Source organism: Amycolatopsis sp. NPDC104587, from assembly GCF_055583645.1.
Genome location: NZ_JBVJNO010000014.1, coordinates 266,908 through 286,399, shown reverse-complemented (window position 1 = coordinate 286,399; position 19,492 = coordinate 266,908). Strand labels below are relative to the sequence as shown.

General features: G+C 73.9%; 14 protein-coding genes and 1 pseudogene. 8 read left to right on the top strand and 7 right to left on the bottom strand.

What is annotated here, in order from left to right:
• Positions 1 to 2 precede the first annotated feature (2 nt).
• Entirely contained in the window at positions 3 to 1,718 is a 1,716-nt protein-coding gene (locus ACZ61C_RS37200) for a diguanylate cyclase domain-containing protein (RefSeq protein ID WP_465312593.1), read from the bottom strand.
• A 119-nt stretch (positions 1,719 to 1,837) separates the two neighbouring features.
• Between ACZ61C_RS37200 and ACZ61C_RS37195 the strand changes: the two are divergent.
• Positions 1,838 to 2,890: pseudogene (locus ACZ61C_RS37195) on the top strand (CshA/CshB family fibrillar adhesin-related protein); the annotation flags it as partial.
• Between the two features lie 82 nt (positions 2,891 to 2,972).
• Complete coding sequence (locus ACZ61C_RS37190) at positions 2,973 to 5,978, top strand: DUF7507 domain-containing protein (RefSeq protein WP_465312592.1); 3,006 nt, start codon at positions 2,973 to 2,975, stop codon at positions 5,976 to 5,978.
• A gap of 18 nt (positions 5,979 to 5,996) precedes the next feature.
• Here ACZ61C_RS37190 and ACZ61C_RS37185 read toward each other — a convergent pair whose 3' ends face one another.
• The 6 genes from ACZ61C_RS37185 to ACZ61C_RS37160 form a co-directional block, all read right to left on the bottom strand.
• Positions 5,997 to 6,857 (bottom strand): alpha/beta fold hydrolase, encoded by an 861-nt coding sequence (locus ACZ61C_RS37185; RefSeq protein WP_465312591.1) that lies wholly within the window; start codon positions 6,855 to 6,857, stop codon positions 5,997 to 5,999.
• Positions 6,858 to 6,875: 18 nt separating this feature from the next.
• Positions 6,876 to 7,199, bottom strand: coding sequence for a hypothetical protein (locus ACZ61C_RS37180; RefSeq protein ID WP_465312590.1), 324 nt, complete (start codon positions 7,197 to 7,199; stop codon positions 6,876 to 6,878).
• A gap of 82 nt (positions 7,200 to 7,281) precedes the next feature.
• Positions 7,282 to 10,173 (bottom strand): helix-turn-helix transcriptional regulator, encoded by a 2,892-nt coding sequence (locus ACZ61C_RS37175; protein WP_465312589.1) that lies wholly within the window; start codon positions 10,171 to 10,173, stop codon positions 7,282 to 7,284.
• Positions 10,174 to 10,237: 64 nt separating this feature from the next.
• Entirely contained in the window at positions 10,238 to 10,414 is a 177-nt protein-coding gene (locus ACZ61C_RS37170; RefSeq protein ID WP_465312588.1) for a hypothetical protein, read from the bottom strand.
• Between the two features lie 92 nt (positions 10,415 to 10,506).
• Positions 10,507 to 10,686, bottom strand: coding sequence for a hypothetical protein (locus ACZ61C_RS37165; RefSeq protein ID WP_465312587.1), 180 nt, complete (start codon positions 10,684 to 10,686; stop codon positions 10,507 to 10,509).
• A 36-nt stretch (positions 10,687 to 10,722) separates the two neighbouring features.
• Complete coding sequence (locus ACZ61C_RS37160) at positions 10,723 to 13,569, bottom strand: type 2 lanthipeptide synthetase LanM family protein (RefSeq protein WP_465312586.1); 2,847 nt, start codon at positions 13,567 to 13,569, stop codon at positions 10,723 to 10,725.
• Positions 13,570 to 13,980: 411 nt separating this feature from the next.
• Between ACZ61C_RS37160 and ACZ61C_RS37155 the strand changes: the two genes are divergently transcribed.
• The 6 genes from ACZ61C_RS37155 to ACZ61C_RS37130 are packed head-to-tail and all read left to right on the top strand — an operon-like array spanning position 13,981 to position 19,489.
• A complete protein-coding gene (locus tag ACZ61C_RS37155) occupies positions 13,981 to 14,466 on the top strand; it encodes a cobalamin B12-binding domain-containing protein (protein WP_465312585.1) in 486 nt (161 codons plus the stop codon).
• Complete coding sequence (locus tag ACZ61C_RS37150; RefSeq protein ID WP_465312584.1) at positions 14,463 to 15,722, top strand: methylaspartate mutase; 1,260 nt, start codon at positions 14,463 to 14,465, stop codon at positions 15,720 to 15,722. Before ACZ61C_RS37155 ends, ACZ61C_RS37150 begins: the two co-directional genes overlap by 4 nt.
• Positions 15,723 to 15,751: 29 nt before the next feature.
• Positions 15,752 to 16,735 (top strand): asparagine synthetase A, encoded by a 984-nt coding sequence (locus ACZ61C_RS37145; RefSeq protein ID WP_465312583.1) that lies wholly within the window; start codon positions 15,752 to 15,754, stop codon positions 16,733 to 16,735.
• Positions 16,732 to 17,985 (top strand): glutamate synthase-related protein, encoded by a 1,254-nt coding sequence (locus ACZ61C_RS37140; protein ID WP_465312582.1) that lies wholly within the window; start codon positions 16,732 to 16,734, stop codon positions 17,983 to 17,985. The genes ACZ61C_RS37145 and ACZ61C_RS37140 overlap by 4 nt, the downstream gene beginning before the upstream one ends.
• Complete coding sequence (locus ACZ61C_RS37135; RefSeq protein ID WP_465312581.1) at positions 17,982 to 19,286, top strand: MFS transporter; 1,305 nt, start codon at positions 17,982 to 17,984, stop codon at positions 19,284 to 19,286. The genes ACZ61C_RS37140 and ACZ61C_RS37135 overlap by 4 nt, the downstream gene beginning before the upstream one ends.
• Positions 19,283 to 19,489, top strand: a complete 207-nt coding sequence (locus tag ACZ61C_RS37130; protein WP_465312580.1) for an MbtH family protein — start codon at positions 19,283 to 19,285, stop codon at positions 19,487 to 19,489. The genes ACZ61C_RS37135 and ACZ61C_RS37130 overlap by 4 nt, the downstream gene beginning before the upstream one ends.
• Positions 19,490 to 19,492: the final 3 nt, after the last annotated feature.

The window sequence follows — 19,492 nt, the reverse complement described above, 5'->3', positions numbered from 1 at the left end:
GCTCAGCCCATCGGAAAGGTCCGGCCCGCCCAGACCTCCGCCTCGGTGCGGGTCAGGTACTCGGGCTGGTAGCTCCCCGCCGCCACGACGACTCCCAGGCCGTAGAGCAGTTCCGCCTGCTTCTGCGACGCCACGCCGTACGCCCCGACCTTGATGCCCAGCTCCTCCGCCCGCTCGACGAGCTGGCGGACGTTGCGGCGGGTCCAGGCCGGCGCGTCTTCGGCCGCGACGGCTTCGACGATCGGCCCGGCCAGCATCACGCCCGGCGCCGGGACCTCGTGGGCGGCCAGCAGCTCCAGGTCCGGCAGGCCGGTGATGGTGACGACGAAGATCACCCCGAGCCGGGCGAGCCGGCTGAGGGAGTCGAGCAGGTTGCCCCGTGGGTCGACGAGGGACTCCGCCTCCGCGCACAGCATCAGGTGCCGCGGCTCCAAACCGTGCTCGGCCAGCTCCGCGCGCACGATGCCGACCAGGTCGGCGTCGATCGCCATCCGGGGCGGCAGGGCGAGGCAGACGACCGGCGCGCCGTCGCCGAAACGCAGCTGCCACTCCGCTTTGGTCCGCAGCGCCTGCGCCAGCAGGTGCCTGCCCAGCGGCACCGACATCCCGGTCAGCTCCGCGAGCGGGAGGAACTCCGCCGACCGGAGCCGGCCGCGGGCCGGGTGGTTCCACACCAGCGCGGCGTTGAGCGACGTCACGATGTGCGCGTCGGGCAGGACGACGTGCGGCTGGTAGGCCACGGTGATCTCGCCGAGCTCGATCGCCCCGGCGATGGCGGCCGCCAGCCGGTAACGCTCACGGTCGGCGTCCCCGGTCTCGGGGTCGAACAGCACCCATCGCGCCTTGCCCAGCGACTTCGCCTGGTGCAGGGCGATCTGGGCCGAGCGCATCAGCTTCTCGTGGGCGGCGTTGCCCGCACCGGCGGTGGCGATGCCGATGCTGGCGCTCACGCCGATGCCGATGTCGGCCGCGTAAACCGGTTTGGCCAGTTCGCCGATCGCCTGCTCGGCGAGGGCGGCCCGGTCCGGCTCGCCGGGCATCACGACGGCGAAGCTGTCGCCGAACAGCCGCGCGATGAACGTTCCCCGGCTTCCGAACACCGTGCGCAGGGTGCCCGCCGCACCGCGCAGCACGAGGTCCGCGACCTCCGGGCCGAGTGCGTCGTCGACGACCTTGAACCCGTCGATGTCCACGTAGAACAGGGTGATCGGGTCTTCCCCGGCGCACAGCGCCTCCAGCCGCGCGCGGAAGTGTGCCGCGTTCGGCAGGCCGGTCAGCGGATCGTGCAGGCCTTGGTGCTGGAACGTCTCCTGCAGCTGCCGCAGCTCGTCGACGTCCTCGACCATGAGGATCGGGTAGCGGCCGCGGTTGCCCGGCAGGGTCGTGACGGTCAGCCGGACGAGCCGGGTGACGTCCGCCCCGGACCGGATCACGACCTCGTCGGCCACCACTTCGCTGTCCGCGATCGCCTTCGCCAGCGTGGATCGGTCGTGCTCACCGGCCCCCAGGTCCTCGACCCGGGTGCCGACCAGCTCGGTTTCCTCGTCGATTCGGAGCAGCCGCAGAAATGCCGGGTTGGCGGCTCCGACCACACCGTCGGGCGCGGCGAGCACAACGCCGATCGGGCAATGCCGGTAGAACAGCGCGAACCGTTCTTCGGCGACGGCGAGCCGGTTCCCGATCTCCTCGGCGTCCGGTGCCGGGTCGGGCTCCGGCACAGTGGGTTCCTTTCGGCGGGTGCGGCACTTCGAACCGGAAAATATCACCACGGTCCGGCGCCGAAGGTGAAGTCCCCCGAACGGACGCATTCGTGCTGCGGGATGCGCGGCAATGGAGTATGTCCGGCCACCACGATCGATTGAATGATCATCTTTCCGCCAGCCGTTTCCCGGCCCTTCGCGCACGATGGCCGGAACAGCAGCCGAGGCGGAGGTGCCGGTCGATGAGTGGCGTGTCGGGGCGGAAGGGGCCGGCGCTCCTGGTGGTGGCGACGCTGCTCGCGTTGTGCGTGGCCGCCTTCGGGCCGGTCGCCCGCGCCACCGCGGCGACCGAAGGCTGCGGGTTCGCCTCGGCGGGCACCGGAACCTACGCGCGGACGCTGTGCTGGTTCGACCTCTCCGGGTACGACGCCGCGGCAGCCGGCTCCGCGGCGGGCCAGCGGCTGACCTTCGCGCTGCCCGGGGGTTATCGGCTCGCGGTCACGCTCAAGGTGTCCGGCGGTCCGGTCGCCGCGAACCCGCTGCCGACGTACTCGGCGGCCTACCTGGGCAACTCCGGGCACTACACCGGAGTGCCGGGACGCCCGGCGCTCTACCAGACCGCCTTCGGCACGACGACCGTTGCCGCGTTGAGCGACATCGTGGCCACCGACAGCACCGGGTCCGTGGTGCACGGGTACGGGCTGGTGGGCGCCGACGCCGAGTCGACCGACGCCGGCGAGTCGATCGAGTGGACCTCCTCCTCGCCGCTCGAATCGCTGACCGCGACCGGGTCCGACCCGGGGATCGGGAACGCGTGCGGCGGCGGGTACACCGGTGTCGGCACCCGGACGGTGCGGTGCGCCGGGCGGACGGGCGCGAACAAGACGGGCACCGCGATCATCTCCGCCGAAGACCCCACGTCGTTCAGCCAGCGCATGGTGGGCGGTGGCCGGCAGGCGGTCGGGTTCGGCGTGCTGGTCTCCAGCCTGCAGCTGACGAAGAAGGTCGTGCGGGGCTTCCCCGGCGACTCCTTCGCGGTTTCGGTCGCGGCGCCGGGTGGGAGCGTGCTCGGCGCCGCCGACACCGGCGGCGGCACCTCGGCGAGCACCGGCGAAGTCACCGTGCTGGCCGGCGCCCGGGGTGGTGACTACACCCTGCGTGAGACGGCGACCTCGGGCCTGGAGTCCAACTACGACAGAGCGTGGTCCTGCACCCGCAACGGAAAACCGGACGCGGAGCTGCCCGACGGCGACGCCGGCGGCTCGGCGCGGGGTGCACGTCGACATCGGCGACTTCGTCTCCTGCACGGTCACGAACACGGCGAAACCCGCGACGCTGAAGCTCGAAAAGCACGCCGCCGCGCCGGTCGACGTGAACGGCAACGGGATCACCGACGCGGGCGACACCGTCGCGTACACCTTCACCGTCACCAACACCGGCGCGCTGGCGCTGCACGACATCACCGTGTCCGACGCCAAGGCCGGACCGGTCACCTGCCCCCGGCCGAGCCTCGCGCCGGGCGAGTCGCAGACCTGCACCGCGCGGACCCCGTACGTCATCACCCCGGCCGACGAGAACGCCGGAGCGGCGGTCAACACCGCCACGGCCTCGGCGCTCCCGCCGGGCGGCACGACGCGCGTGACGTCGGACCCGTCGTCGACCCGCACGCCGACCGAGAAGGCGGCCCCGGCGTTGACGCTGAAGAAGTCGGCTTCACCCGACAACCCCGACGCCTACACGGCCGGCCGGCCGATCACCTACTCCTTCCGGGTCACCAACACCGGGAACGTGCCGCTCGCCGAGATCGGCGTCGACGAGACCGCGTTCTCCGGCAGCGGTGTCCTGCCCGCCGCGACGTGCCCGGTCGCCACGCTCGCCCCCGGCGCGAGCACGACCTGCACCACCACCTACGTGCTGACCCAGGCCGACGTCGATTCCGGCCGGCTGGACAACACCGCCACCGCGCACGGCAAACAGCCCGGCTCGCCGGACCCGACGACGTCGAACCCGTCGAGCGTCTCGGTCCCGACGCCCGCGCACCCGGCGATCACCCTGGTCAAGACCGCGGATCCGACGACCGTGGACCACGCCGGTCAGTCCGTCGCCTACACGTTCGTGGTCACCAACACCGGTGACGTGACGTTGCGCGACGTCGGGGTCGCCGAGACCCGCTTCACCGGCTCCGGCCCGGCGCCCGTCATCACCTGTCCGGACACCGTGCTCGCCCCCGGCGCCGCGCAGACGTGCCGTGCGACCTACCCGGTCACGCAGGCCGACATCGACGCGGGCGCGGTCGAGAACACCGCCGTCGCGCACGGCACGGCGCCTCGCGCGACGGAACCGACGAGGTCGGAGCCCTCGTCGGCGAAGGTGACCGCTACCCGCTCGGCCGCCTTGACCCTGGAGAAGTCCGCCGACCCGGCCACCGTCACGGCCGTGGGGGAGCGGGTCCGGTACTCGTTCGCGATGAAGAACACCGGCACCGTGACGCTGACCGGGGTGGCGATCACCGAGGGCGCGTTCAGCGGCAGCGGGCCGCTGTCGGCCCTCGACTGTCCCGCCGGCAGCGGGACGCTGGTCCCCGGCCAGGTCGTCACCTGCACGGCGGATTACGCGGTGACCCAGGCCGACCTCGACGCGGGCCGGATCACCAACAGCGCGACCGCGGAGGGCACCCCGCCCGCGAACCTGCTGAAGGTGACCACACCACCGGCGACCGCGGTCGTCACCGCCGGTGGGGGCGTCGCGCTCTCGCTGCTCAAGTCCGTCGAACCGGCGACCGTGGGCGGCGCGGGGGAGACCGTGACCTACCGCTTCGCCGTGACCAACACCGGCAACCGCACGCTGACCGCCGTGTCCGTGCGCGAAACGGCGTTCAGCGGCACCGGCCCGGCACCGGTCGTCGAGTGCCCGGCACGGACCTTGGCGCCGGGGCAGGCGCAGACCTGCACCGCCACCTACACCCTGACCCAGGCGGACGTCGACGCCGGGGCCGTGACCAACACCGCCGAGGCGACCGGCACCGGTCCCGGCGGTGAGCCGGTCACCTCCGGGCCGTCGCGGGCGAAGGTGACCGTGCCCGGGAACCCGGCGCTGTCGCTGGTCAAGTCGGCGGACCCGGCCGACGACGGGCACTTCCGCGCCGGGCAGACGGTCACCTACTCCTTCGTGGTCACCAACACCGGGAACCGGACGCTGACCGCGGTCACGGTGCGCGAGACGGCGTTCTCGGGCACCGGCCGGCTGTCCGAGCCGTCCTGTCCGGGCGGTGGCGCGACGGTGGCCGCGCTGGCGCCGGGGGAGCAGGTGGTCTGCACCGCCGCCTACGTGCTCACGCAGTCCGATGTGGACGCCGGGAAGGTGGTCAACACGGCCGTCGCCACCGGTAACCCGCCCCAGGGCGAGCCGCCGGTTTCGGATCCGTCGACGGTCGTCGTGCCGGCCCCGCCGGACGCCGCGCTCACCCTGGCGAAGACGGTCTCGCCGGGAACGGTTTCCGCCGCCGGGCAGGAGGTCACCTACTCGTTCGTGGTCACCAACACCGGCAACGTCACGCTCACCGCGGTGTCGGTGCGCGAAACGCGCTTCACCGGCAGCGGGGAGCCACCGGCTCCGGTGTGCCCGGCCGGTTCGCTCGCGCCGGGCCGGCACGTGACGTGCACAGCGGCCTACCGCGTCACCCAGTCCGATGTGGACTCCGGGCGGATCGACAACACCGCCGTCGCGTCGGGAACTCCGCCGGCGGGCGGGCCACCGGTGGACTCGGCGCCCGCGAGCGCGACCGTGCGGGTCACCGCGGCCGCGGCACTCGCGATCACCAAGGCGGCGCACCCGGTCGACGTGGACGGCGACGGCGTGACCGGCGCCGGCGACCGGATCGAGTGGACCGTCACGGTCACCAACACCGGTGCGGTCACCGTCGGAGAGATCCGGGTCGACGACCCCGCCGCGGGCACCGTGACCTGCCCGGCGTCCGCGCTGGCGCCGGGGCAGGCGATGACGTGCACGGTGCCGGCGCACCCGGTCACCGCCACGGACGTGGCCGCCGGCCGGGTGCGCAACGTCGCCACGGCGACCGGCGTCGGACCCGACGGGTCGCCCGTCTCCGCCGGGCCTGCGGACGCCGAGGTTCCGGTCGTCGCCGCGCGGCCGGCGCCCGGCCGTCCGCACGAGCTGGCCGAGACCGGTGTGGACGTCGGCAGGCTGCTCGCCGAGTCGAGCGTGCTGCTCCTGGTCGGAGTGGCGCTGTGCGCGGCCGCCCGGCGCCGGGCCGCGTGAGCCGGGCGGGCCACCGCGTCACGCTGAGACGGCCCGGCGGATCTCGGCGGCCACCAGCGCCATCGTGGTGCGCGCCCGGACCGGGTCCTCGGTGAGGAAGTAGTGGTCCACACCGGGCGTCCGGTCGTGCACGACGTCGACGCCCGCCGCGCGCAGCCGGGCCGCGTACCGTTCGCCGTCCTCGCGCAGGACGTCGCGCTCGGCGGTGAGGACCACGGCCCTCGGCAGTCCGGTCAGGTCGGGCGCCAGCAACGGTGACGCGTACGGGTGCGACCGGGTCGCCGGGTCGGGGAAGTAGACCCGGCGAACCAGCTCGCGCAGGCCGGGCGAGATCATCCCGGCCGCCGCCGGGGCGGGGTCGGCCGCCAGGTCCAGCGCGGGCACCCCGAGCACCTGCAGCGCCGGCCGCCACGCTCCCGAGTCCCGGGCCTGCAGGCAGACCGCGGCGGCGAGCCCGCCCCCGGAGGAGAAGCCGCCCACCACCACGCGCTCGGCGGCCGCGTCGCCGGTGGCCACCCAGGTGGCGACGTCGGAACACTGGTGCTGCGCCACCGGGAACGCGACGTAGGGGCCGCACCGGAAGTCGACGTTGTACACCGTCACCCGCGCCTCGGCCGCGATGTAGCGGCACCACCAGTCGTCCATCGCCGGGTGCCGCATCAGCCAGGCGCCGCCGTGGAAGTGCACGTACGCGCCGCCGCGGACCGCGCCCGGCGGCCGGTAGACGTGGACCCGGACCGGCCCGTGCCGGGTGGGGACGCGGACGACCGCGGGGCCGGGCAGCTCACTGCCGGCGAAGCGCAGCCCCTCGCCGTAGCGCACGGTCCACCGCGCCGAGCCGTGCATAACCATCGCCGTGATCCGGTCCCGGAGCTTCATGACGCGGGTTCCGCCTCCTCAGGTGAGCGGTACCTCGGCCCAGACCGTGGTGCCGCGGGAGCGTGCCCGGCGACCCCAGCGCGAGCAGGCGAAGGACAGCACGGGCAGGACGTGGTCGTTCGGGGAGGTCCGGGGATCGGTCACTTCGAGCCGGACGCTTCCCGGCTGCAGGGTCAGCGCGACGTTCTCCGCCGCGCCGCCGCCGGCGAGGGCCTGGGAGAGGAGCTCGTCCAGCACCATGACGACGTCCACGACCCGGTGCCGCGGTGCGTGGGGCGCGTGCTCGGCGAGGAACCGCGTCAACCAGGCCCGGGTGCGGGAAAGGTCTTCCAGGTCGTCCATCGGGCAGCCCTCGGTGTCGGCGGTCGTCCCGGTGGTTCGGAGCGGGACGGCGGCCGGATGGGTGCCCCTTTCCCGCCCGGGGTCAGTGGGGTGTGTTGCGGGCGTACTCCGTCAGCTCGCCCCGGTTCTGCAGGTTCGCCTTCGCCAGCAGGCTCGCCACGTGCTTTTCCACCGTGCGCGGGGAGATGTGGAGCCGGCGGGCGATGTCCTTGTTGCCCATGTTGTCCGCCAGCAGCTGCAGCACCTCGTACTCGCGGACCGTCACGCCCACGGTCCGCAGGATGGCCGGGAGGCGCTCGGAGCCCGTGCGGCGCTGGCCCACCGGGGCGCCGATCTTGCGCAGCAGGCCGCGGCACGCGCTCGCCACCGCGCTCACCTCGGCCTGGTGGAAGTACTCTTCGGCCTCCTTGAGCCAGGTCACCGGGTCGCCCCAGCCGTCGGCCGACGCGGACTCGGCCACCATGCGCAGGCCCAGGTGGCGGCTCATCGGGAACGGCGCGGCCGCCTCGATCGCCTCGGCCACGGCGGAGTCGGCCAGCTCCGGCGCGCCCGCGCGGCCGTGGCGGACCGCGTCGCCGAGCAGGACGAACTGGCGGTTCCAGCGCATGCCGCTCACCGCCGCCGGGGGCCGGGCCGGGTCCGGCTCCGTCCCGTCGAGCGCTTCGACCAGCAGCCGCAGGCCGTGCTGGCCGGCCAGGTGGAACCGGCTCGGCTGCCGTTCCTCCAGGGCCAGGACCTGGTCCAGCTCGCGGCGGGCCCGTTCGGCGTCCTCTTCGAGCAGGGAGCAGAACACCTGCGCCAGCCCGACGCTCAGCACGAGCTCCTGCGCGCTCGCGCCGCCCGCCTCGCGGAAGTCCTCGAGCGCGCGCTCCATCCGCGGGCGGTCCGCCTGGTGCGCGGCCACCATCGCGCGGGTCATGTGCGTGTACTGCAGCAGCGCGACCAGGCCGAGCCGGCCGAGCACCGCGAGGTTCTCCTCCAGGATCTTGTCGGCCTGCGCGAACTCGCCGCGCATCGCCGCGTGCACCGCGCGGCTCGCGTCGACGGCGCAGGTGAGCGTGATCGCGCCGGTGCGCTGGGCTTCCGCGCGGGCCAGGTCGAACGTGCGGACGTCGCCCTCGGCCAGCATCCGGTGCCCGCCCAGGCGGACCAGCACCTGGGTGCGCAGGTGGGTCAGCTGGTGCTGCTCGGCCAGCCGCCGCGCCAGCTGCAGGAAGCGCTCGGCCTCGGCGAGGTCGGTCTCCAGCGCCACCATGCCGAGGACCTGCAGCGCCTGGCACGACACGAACGGCACCCCCGCGCGCTCGGCGACGTCCCACGCCTGCTCGGCGAGCTTGCGCGCCCGCTCGGTGTGGGACGGGCCGGGGATGTCCAGCCAGAGCGTCGCCTCGACGGCGTCCAGGCCCGCCTTCTGCTCTTCGGTGATCTCGCCGCCGAGCGGCGCGCGGGCCTGCTCGATCTGGTTGAGGCACTCGTCGTGGCGCCCGCCGATGTAGGCCGCCCACGCCAGCTGGATGTGCAGGTCGACCGCCCGTTCCAGCCGGCCGATCTCGGCGAAGCGGGCGGAGAACCCGACGGCCCGGTCGAACTGCCCGGTCTGCCCGAGCGCGTGCAGCAGGGTCTCGAGGGCGTCGGCCCGGTCGTCGGGGCTCGCCGTGGCCAGGAGCTCGACGGCGCGGGTCAGCATGGTCACCGCCGTGTCGGCCGCGCCGCCGTCCAGGGCGCGGCGGCCGGCCTCGGCGAACAGCCGGCCGGCGCCGGGATGGTCCATCGCCGTCAGCCGCAGCGCGGCGGCCAGCGCGCACAGCTCGCCCGGCAGGCCGGGGTGCAGCAGCTCGACGGCGTCGGCGGCCCGGCGCGCCAGGTTCGCCTTCGTCGAGGGCACGAGCCGGGCCAGCAGGGCTTCGGCGGTGAGCGGGTGCCGGAAGGCGTACCAGCCGGGTGTGGTCTCGTCGGTGGTGACCAGGTGCGCGGCGACGCTCGCGCTGATGTGGTTGTGCAGCATGCGGTCGTCCATGTCGGTGACCGCCTGCACCACCGAAAGCGGGAACCGCCGGCCCAGCACGGCAGCCACCGAAAGCAGCGTCTCGCCGTCGGGACCGAGTGCGTCGACGCGGGCGGCGATGCTGCTGATCAGCGCCTCGGGCACGCGGGCCTGCAGCTCGCCGACGACCTGCCAGCCGTTCGCCCCGCCGACGAGCAGGCCGTCGCCGAGCATGCCGTGCAACAGCTCCTCGACGACGAACGGCACGCCCTCGCTGTTCTGCCACAACAGGTTCGCGACGGCGGCCGGGACCGCGGCCGGTTCGGTCTCCAGGCAGGCGGCCGCGAACTCGCGGGTGCGCTCGGCGTCGAGCCGGGCCAGTTCGAAGGTGTGGCTGGACGAGCGCTGCGCCGCCGCGGTCGCCAGCCGCAGCGCCTCGCCCGGCTCGCCGCGCAGGGTGCCGATCAGCATGACCTGGCTGGAGGCCAGGTTGTCGACGAGGTACTCGACGATGAACAGCGTCTCGGCGTCGGCGTTGTGCAGGTCCTCCAGCACGATCAGGCAGCCGCCGTCGCGGCCGGCCACCGACAGCAGCCGGAACACGGCTTCGGCCAGCACGAGCAGGTTGCCGTTGTCGTGCGGCCGGTCGCCGCGGTACCAGTCGGGCACGAGCCGGGCGAGCACCGGCACGAGCGGGTCGAGCTCGGGCGCGGCGGGCGGCAGGCCGCCGCGGAAGTGCGAAAGCAGCGCTTCGGCCAAGGGCCGGAACGGCACCATCGGGCCGATCGAGCTGGCTCGTCCGCGTAGCACCGGGAGCCCGGTCGCCAGTGCCCGCGAGGCGATGTCGGCGGCGAGCCGGGACTTCCCGATCCCGCCTTCGCCGACAAGGAAGAAGGCCCCACCGTGGTCGGTGCGGGCCTTCTCCAGAGCCTCCGACAGTGCGCCGAGCTCCCTGTCGCGTCCGATGAGACGCGTCGACCGGATGCCCATCGCGGTCACTATAACCGGATGCGAGCCCTCCGGACGTAGGTCGAATTGCCGACGTCCGGGTGTCTCACTGTTCGGCGAAACCGCCCGTGACGACCGTGATGTCCATCGTGGTCAAGGAGTTCTGGCTCACCCGCGCCGCCTTGCCGGACAGCGCGTGGTTGCGGGCGCCGGTGCGGGAGGTGCGGGGGAGGGTCAAGTCGCCGATCGGGTTGTCCGTGGCGGCGAAGTCGTGCTCGGTCATGCGGGTGGCTCCACTCTCGGTAGTTCTCGGTGGTTCTCGGTCGTGCTGGGCGGAAACGGGGCTGATCGGCGAAGCCGACACTCAAGGTGACGTCAGAGGGCGAAGGTGCCGTTGGTGACGACGGTCGGGTCGCCGAGCGTCTCCAGGGTGATCCCGGACAACCGGGGCCGGGCGCCGGCCAGCGCCTGGTTGCGGGCCCCGCAGCGGTTCGCGCGGGGGAGCGCCAGGGCACCGATGGTGGCTTCGACGGTCTCGGCGGTGGGTTCGGGCATCGTGCGTTCTCTCCTCGTGAGTGGGGACGGTTGTGCTCAGCGGGTCGGGGGTTGCAGGAGCAGGGCGGACGGGACACGGCGGCCGAAGCCGAGGCGCAGCAGGCCGTAGCCGATGCCGGCCAGGCCGGTCAGCAGGCCGGGGGACGGGACGGCGTCCGGGGTGCCGCAGCGCGCGCCGTCCTGCTCGACGGCGGTGAGCAGCTGCCCGGTGCGGGTGGCGACCGCGGCGGCCGCGCCCTCGTGGCCGGCTTCGGCGAGGACGCCGAGCACGTCGGTGATGCCGGTTTCGCCGTGGCAGAGGCTCAGGTCGCGCAGCGGGTCCTGGGCGGCGAGCGCCGCGACCTGCTCGTCGAGGCCGAGCACCGCGGGCTGCCCGGCGTAGGCCAGCACCTGCCCGGCCAGGCCGGAGCACCAGCCGTGCCCGGTGGCGGCCTCGGCGGGTGGCAGGGTCGGGGTCTCCCGCGGGTACCCGGCCAGCGCCCAGTCGACGCCGGCCGCGCCGTGCGCGAAGCCGGGGTCGGCGAGGTCGGGGTCGAGCGAGCGGACGGCGAGCTCGGCCGCGTAGGCGTCGGCCAGCAGCGTGGCTTCGGCGAACCCGGTCTGGGTGGCCACCGAGCGCAGCGCCACCAGGCCGCCGGCCAGGCCGGTGGTGTACCGCGGCGAGGTCTCGGGGGTCGGGGCCGGCATGACGGCGACCGTGCGGGCGGTCAGGTCGAGCAGCTCGGGCCGGTCGAGCAGCCGGGACAGCCGGGCCGCCGCGTAGGCGACGCCGCCGAGCCCGAGCAGCCCGCCGGGACCGGCCGCGGCGGCGAGCTCCGGGTCGTCCTCCAGCGCCGACACCAGCCACGGCAGCCCGGAGACGGCCTTCGCGGCCAGGTCGCGGTAGCGGTCGATGCCGGTCAGCTCGGCCAGCTGCGCCAGGAACAGCGCCACGCCGGTGTACCCCTCGCCGAGCCCGGCGCCCATCGGCAGCACGGTCCAGTACTTTTCGTCGACGAGCTCCAGGCCGACCCAGTTCACGCGGCCACCGGCCGACGACGCGCGCGCGATGATCGCGTCGGCGACCCCGCACGCGGCCGAGAGCAGGTGCGCGGGTTCGGGGCTCTTGCTCGGCAGCACGGTGTCGGTGACGCCGGTGCCGGCGTGGGTCTCGGCGGCCGGCCGGGTGGCCAGCGCGGCGGAGATCAGCCACTCCTGGTCGCGCCGGTCGATCGTGGTCATCCCGGCGACCTTCGTGCGGACCGTCGTCAGCGGCGCTTCGCCGAGCAGCCCGGGCAGGCGGTTGCCGTCGGCGTCCCAGAGGTCCGTGGACCCGGGCCGGCCGGTGAACATCGGGACGTCGCCCGCCCACAGGTCGGTGAGCTCGGCGGCGACGAGCCCGCGGCGGACGTCGTCGGTGCTGTCGTCGTCCAGCAGCCCGAACGCCGCGTCGCGTTCGTCGGCTTCGGCCAGCAGCGACGGGTGGGTGGTCTCGTCGAGCAGCCGCGTGTAGAAGCTGGTCGGGCGGACCAGGACGCGGATCCCCGCGCCGGCGCAGCGGTCCAGCAGCGCGGTGAACTCCGCCGCGCCGGCGACGATCGTGTCGTAGCCCGCGCGGAACCCGGCGAGCAGCGCGGCGCCGTGCTCCGCCGGTTCGACGTCGACCCCGCCGAGGGTGGGCCGGTTGACGCCGGTGCCGACGCCGCCGGGCACCCGGGTCAGCCGCATCCGGTCGGTGCCGGCGTCGAGCCAGTCGACGCGGGTCAGCGCCGGGGCCGCCGCGCGGCCGCCGCCGAGGCCCGAGATGTCGACCGCGCCGTGCTCGCCGACGATCATCTGCGGCAGCAGCATGGTCCGGTGCACCGACCGGGCGAGCAGCTCGGAAGCCGGGTCGACGTCCGACTCTTCGGCGGGCAGCACCGGCTGGAACAGCGTCTCGATGTCGATGAGGACGGGCTGGTCGCCGGCGGCGATGATGTTCTCGAAGTGCACGTCGGTGCCGTCGAGGGCGTGCAGCAGGGCGAGCAGCACCCCTTGGCGGCGGTAGAACCGGTCGACCTCGGTGAGGTCGGCGCACGGCCGGTGCTCGACGAAGCGCAGCCAGCCGTAACCGGGGCGCACGAGGACGTCGACCGTGCGCAGCTCGAGACCGGGCACCCGCGGGTTGAGCCAGTCCACCAGGCCGGTGAACGCCGCGTGCAGGTCGAGCGGACGGGGCTTGTAGATGACGCGCGCGCCGTCGGCGAACCGCAGCTCGCGGACCGAACGGCCGCGCTGGTGGGCGTCGCCGGTGCCGCCGCTGATCTCGGTGAGGAGACCGGGGTCGGCGCCCAAGAACGCGGTCAGGGCGGCGCGGTCGGCGGTGAAGCGGCCGAGCAGCTCGGTGACCGCCGCGATCGTGTGCAGCGCCGTCTGCGCGGCCAGCCGGGCGAGCACCGGGTAGCGGTGCAGCAGGTCGGTGAGCCCCGCCTGCGTGCCGGTCCGCCGCACGAAGCCGGCGAAGCGCTCTTCCGGCGTTTCCCCCGGCAGGTCCTCCGCGCGGCGCGCCCGGCCCAGCTCCAGCACCAGGGTGCGGGCGGCGAGCCCGGCGAGCTGGTGACCCAGCCGCGCGGCGCACCCGTCGGCGACCGCGTCGGCGTCGACGGCGGGCGAAGCCGCTGCGGCACCGGCGATCGCGGCGCGGGCCGCGTCGGTGAAGGGGCGGAACACCGCGGCGAACGCGGTGCGCCAGTGCCCGGAGCTTTCACGTGAAAGCTCCGCCTGCAGGCGCGAAAGCGACGCTTCGGCGAAGGCGGCCCACTCGGGGAGCGGGGCGCCGGGACGGCGTTCCCGCGCGGTCAGCGCCGCCGCCCACCAGGTGGGCGGGAGCGTCGTGGTCGCCGGGTTCGGCTGCGGGGGAATCACGGGATCGAGCATGCCAGCGGGTGACGTGGGTTACATGGGGGTGCTACGCCCGCATTCCGGCGCGGCATGGGGGCGTCCTGGGGGCGCATGGGGGCGTCGGCGGCGAAACGCCTGGTCACCATCTACGTGGCTACGCTGGATGGACGCGGCGGTTGCTCCGTTCGGCGGGCGGGTGACGCCGGGCCCGGCGAAGGCCTGCGCGGCCCTGATCCCCCATGCGGGGCAGCTCCGGCACACCGGACTCCGCGATCGCGCGCGCGGCCGCGTCGCCCGCGCGCGAGGCGGACCCCGGCGCCGGAATGCGGGGCCGCCGCACCCATGTGCGCGAGCCCCGCGGCGATGACGATTCGTCGTGAGAAGTTCGCGGCTCGCCCCGCGGACGTTCCCCGAACGCACAGGGAGCGACGCACGATGACCACGTTCCAGATCGAGCAGACCCCCGACGGGCCCGGTGTGGCCGCCGGGCCCCTGCTCAAGTTCGTCCTGTCCAGCGTCCAGTCCGACTCGCACATGTGGAACCTCGTCGCCCTCCAGCTGATCATGGAGGAGATGGGGCACGAGGTGGTCAACCTCGGCGCCTGCGTCCCGGTCGAGCGGCTGCTGGCCGCGTGCCGCGCCGAGCGGCCGGACTGCCTGGTGATCAGCACCATCAACGGCCACGGCCACGTCGACGGCGCCCGGGTGATCTCCGCGCTGCGCGCCGACCCCGGCCTGGCCGGCCTGCCCGCCGTCATCGGCGGCAAGCTCGGCGTGCAGGGCGACGCCAACGCCGAGCTGGAGACCGAGCTGCTGGCGCTGGGCTACGACGCGGTGTTCCACGTCGGCGCCGGCGACTCCGGCCAGGCGATCGAGTCGTTCCGCGAGTTCGTCGCGGCGAACGTCCGGACCTTGCGGTGACCCCTGCCCGGTCGGTGTTCAGCAGCTTCGTGGCCGAGCACCGGCGTCGCCGGACGCTGCTCGTCCAGCCGCGCATGGGGTTCTCCGACCCCGCCGCGATGCGCCGCGGGCTGCGCGCGGTCGCCGGGGCCCGGGTGCCCGCCATCGGCACCGTGACCCTGGACAGCTACACCCGCACCGGGCAGCACGACCTCGCCGCCATGTCGATCGCCTCCGGCGTCCGGCTCAACGGCTACCCGCTGGTGGCGCTGGGCGCGGCCGTCACCGCCGAGCTGGTGGACGGCCTGTACGGCCCGCGGTTCCCGGTCCAGGTGCGGCACGGTTCGGCGCAGCCGGAAGACATCTTCGCCGTGATGCTCGAAGCCGGGCTCGACGCCTCCGAAGGCGGGCCGGTGTCCTACTGCCTGCCCTACAGCAGCGTGCCGCTGCGCACGGCGGCGAAGTCGTGGTCGCGCTCGGCGTCGCTGCTGGCCGGGCAGGCCGACCGGGGCGTGGACTGCCACCTGGAGAGCTTCGGCGGCTGCATGCTCGGCCAGCTGTGCCCGCCGGGCCTGCTCGTCGCGCTGTCGGTGCTGGAGTGCCTGTTCTTCGCCGAGCACGGCGTGCGCAGTGTGTCGGCCAGCTACGCGCAGCAGACCAGCCCGGAGCAGGACGCCGAAGCGCTGTGGGCGATGCGGCGGCTCTGCGCCGAGGAACTGGCAGGCGTGGACCACCACGTGGTGCTCTACACCTACATGGGCCTGTTCCCGGAGTCCGCGGCCGGGGCGCGGGAGCTGGTCGCCGAGAGCGTGCGGCTGGCCGTGCGCACCGGCACCGAGCGGCTGATCGTCAAGACCACCGCCGAAGCGCACCGGATCCCGACCGTCGAAGAGAACGTCGAGGCCCTGCGGCTGGCCCACGCCACCGCACTGGACGCTCCTTCACCCGGGCCGCCGCCCGCCGGGGACACCGAGGTCTACGCGCAGGCGCGGCGGCTCGTCGACGAGGTGCGCTCGCTCGCCCCGACGCTGACCGAGGCGCTGCCGGCGGCGTTCGAACGCGGGCTGCTCGACGTCCCGTACTGCCTGCACCCCGACAACGGCGGCGAAACCCGGTGCGTGCTCGACGACGAAGGCCGCCTGCAGTGGTGGCACACCGGCCGGATGCCGCTGCCGCCCGAGCTGGGCGGCCGCCGCGGTCACGACCGGGTCAGCGCGACCCGGCTGCTCGCCGACCTGTCCTACCACCGCCGAAGGCTCGACCCGGTCCTGTCCTGAACCGCCCGACCAGCTGGGAGTGAAACGCCATGGAGCACACCGATCCGCCGGACCCGCGCACGCACCTGACCTCGGAGACCACACGGCACGTGCTGGGCCTCCAGCACAAGCTGCTGACCGAGGCGCGCGCGTTCCTGGGCGCGCGCGGCTTCACCGAGCTGCTGCCGCCGGTGATCGGCCCGGTCACCGACCCGGGCGGCCGCGGCGCGAAGCAGGTGGACGTCGACTTCTACGGCCACCGCTACAAGCTGATGACCAGCGCGATCCTGTACAAGCAGGCGTCGCTGCTGGGCTTCTCGAAGATCTTCTACGTCGCGCCGAACGTGCGGCTGGAGCCCCTGGAGACGGCGAACACGAGCCGGCACCTGGCCGAGTTCCACCAGCTCGACGTCGAGGTCGCCGGGGCGTCCCGCGACGACGTGCTCGACCTGCTGCAGGACCTGGTGGCGCACGTGGTGCGCCGGGTCGTCGAGGACGCGGGCGACGTGCTGGAGGCGCTCGGCCGCGACTCGGGCGCGTTCACCGACCTGCTCGGCGGCGCGTTCGGCCGGCTGTCGCACGCCACCGCCGTCGAGACGCTGCGCGAGCTCGGGCACCCGCAGAGCGCGGACGCCGAGATCGACTGGGCGGGCGAGGCGATCCTGTCGGAGAAGCACGCGAGGCCGTTCTTCCTGGTCGACTACCCGAAGGGGTCGCGCGGGTTCTACGACCGCGAAAGCACTTCGGTCGCCGGTGTCCTGCGCAACTTCGACCTCATCGCGCCGGAGGGCTACGGCGAGCTGTGCAGCGGCAGCGAGCGCGAGCACGACTACGGCCGGATCGTCACGCGGATGCGCGAGACGGGGGAGAACCCGGCGAAGTACGCGTGGTACCTGGATCTCGTTCGTTCGGGCATTCCCGCGAGCGCCGGGTTCGGCCTGGGCGTGCAGCGGTTCACCCGGTACGTGGCCGGGCTGGACGCGGTGTGGCAGGCGACGGCGTTCCCGAAGCTGCCGGGGGTGGTCTCGCCGTGAGCGCTTTGGCGGCATTCGGTTTCCCTGCCGATGAGGTCCGGACGCGGGCGCTGCACGGTGCCGCGGCGGTGTTCCCTTCCGCTTCTTCCTATGGGACTTCCTTGTTCGGCGCATCTTCTTCGGCTTCGGGCGACGTCTTGGAGTCGGCACGGCTGGTCCCGCCGGTGTTCGTGCCGCGCCGGCTGGAGAAGCTGATCGAGCTGGGTCGCGAACCGTTGTACGGCGACGTCTCGCTGTCGGCGTCGATCGGCGGGTTCGAGTCTTCGCTGCCGCTGTACCTGTCGGCCTTCGGGTCGACGCAGGTGGCCGGGGCCGGGCTGGGCGCGGCGGCGTCGGCGCAGGCCGCGCGGCTCGGGATCCCGATGGTGATCGGCGAGAACGTCGTCCCGGTGCACGGTCACGGCCGGTCCGGCGGCGCGTCGGACGGGACATTGCTGGAGCGCATGCGGGCGTACGCGGACGCGGTGCCCGACGGGCTCGGCGGGGTGGTCGTCCAGCAGAGCACCGAGGACGCGGACGCGGAGGTCTGGAACCTCGTGTACTCGGACCCGTCGGCGGCCTCGCTGCTGGAGTCCGGGCGGCTGGCGTTCGAGCTGAAGGTCGGGCAGGGCGCGAAGCCCGGGCTCGGCGGGATGACGCTGGTTTCGCCTTCCGTTGCCGCTTCCCTGTCGGATCTGTACACAGTGGACGTTCCGCTGGGCTCTTCGGTGCTGCGGAGCAGTTCGCCGGGGACGTTCACCGACGAGATCCTCCGGCAGCAGATCCGCTTGATGCGCAACAACTTCCCGCGGGCCGGGGTGTGGGTGAAGCTCCCACCGGGCCGTGATGTCGCGGCCGCGGCTTCGGTGGCATGGGCGGCGGGAGCGTCGGCGGTGACGGTCGACGGCGCCGAGGGCGGATCGGGCTGGGCGCCCACCGCGTTCGCCTCGGTCGGGCTGCCGCTGGCGGAGTGCTTGTCCCGCATCGGATCACCGGCGGGGTGCCTGCTGGCGTCCGGCCGCATGTGGGAGGGCACGCGGGTGGCGAAGGTCCTGGCACTGGGCGCGTCGGCGGCGGGGTTGGGCCGGGCGGCGCTGCTGGCGGTGGACACGGACCCGGTCGACGGGCTGGTCCGGTTCGCCGAAGCGCTGGCGTTGGAGCTGCGGATGCTGCTGAGCGCGCTGGGCCAGTACCGGGCGGATGCGTTGACACCCGAGGACGTGTGGTTCCCGGGGACGCCGGAGCAGGTCCGCGAGCAGGTGCTGTCATGACGGCGGTCGAGGAGCCGGGCACGGTCGAGCCGGGTGGTCTGCCGCAGCCGCTCGTGAGTGGTAAGTCGGGTTCTAACCCTACTTTTCACTCACGACCGGTGCGGAAGGGCCTTCCCGCGCCTTTCCTCGGCCTGGTCCTCGCCATGGGCCTGTCCTCCCTCGGCGACGCGGTCTGGCTCATCGCCCTCTCCGTCACCCTCGTCGGCACGGCCGGACCGGCCCTCGCCGGCCTCGTCCTCGCCCTCGGCTCCCTCCCCAAGGTCCTCACCCTGCTCGTCGGCGGCGCCGTCGCCGATCGGAGCGGTCCGCGGCGCGTCCTCGTCACCACCGACCTCGTCCGGGCCGGGGCCATGCTCGCCGGGGCGGCGGCCGTCCTGCTCGTCGGGCCGGTGCTGCCTCTCCTCGGCGGGCTCATCGTCGTCATGGCCGTCGCCAGTGCCTTCTTCATCCCGGCCTCCGACGCTCTCCGGCCGAACCTCCTCCCGCCCGAACACCTCGTGCGGGGCAACGCCGTCTACCTCGCGGCCGTGCGGGGCGGGCAGGCCGCCGGTGGGGCACTCGGGTCCTGGCTGGCCGGGCTCGGCGGGCTGGTCACCGTCGCCGTCGTCAACGGGGTCAGCTTCGGGATCTCCGCGCTCGCCGCCGGGAACACCAAGACCCTGGCCGGCAAAGAGCCCCGGGAACGGGTCAAGCTCAAGCAGCTCGGCAGGGAAATCGGCGAGGGCTGCCGGTACGTCGCCCGACGGCCCGCCCTGCGGACGGCCATGATCGTCACCGGTCTCCTCGAGCTCAGCGGCGCCGGCCCGATCAACCTCGGCCTGGTCCTGCTCGGGGGCACCCAGGGCGCCGGCTGGCTGCTCACCGCCATGACGCTCGGGGCGTCCCTCGCCTTCGTCGTCTCGGTCAAGTGGCCGCCGCGTGAGAAGGCCGGGCGGCTGGCGACCGGCGGGCTCGCCGCGCAGGTCGGCTGCCTCGCCCTGCTGGCCACCGGAAACCTCGTTGTCGGCATCGCCGCCTTCTTCACCCTCGGGCTGGTCGCCGGGCTCACCGCGCTCGTGCTCGTCAGCCTCGCCCAGCGGTGGGCGACGCCGGAGATGCGCGGCCGGGTCATGTCGATCCTGGCGCTGTTCACCCTCGCCGCCACCCCCGTCGGGAACCTGCTGATCGGCGTCCTGACCGAGGCCATCGGCGTCCCGCTCACCATGTTCGCCCACGCCGCGGTCGCGCTCGTCGCGCTCGCCCTGCTCGTCGCCACCCCGGCACTCGGCCGGGCCGCACTCACAGAGGAGAAGCAGTCATGACCAACCCCTTCGAAGACGAGAACGGCACCTTCCTGGTCCTGGTGAACGCCGAGAACCAGCACTCGCTGTGGCCGTCCACTGTGGACGTCCCGGCCGGCTGGACGAAGGTCCACGGCGAGGACACCCGCGCCGCGTGCCTGGAGTACGTCGAGACGCACTGGACCGACCTGCGTCCGGCGAGCCTCGTCGCCTCGATGCGCTGACCA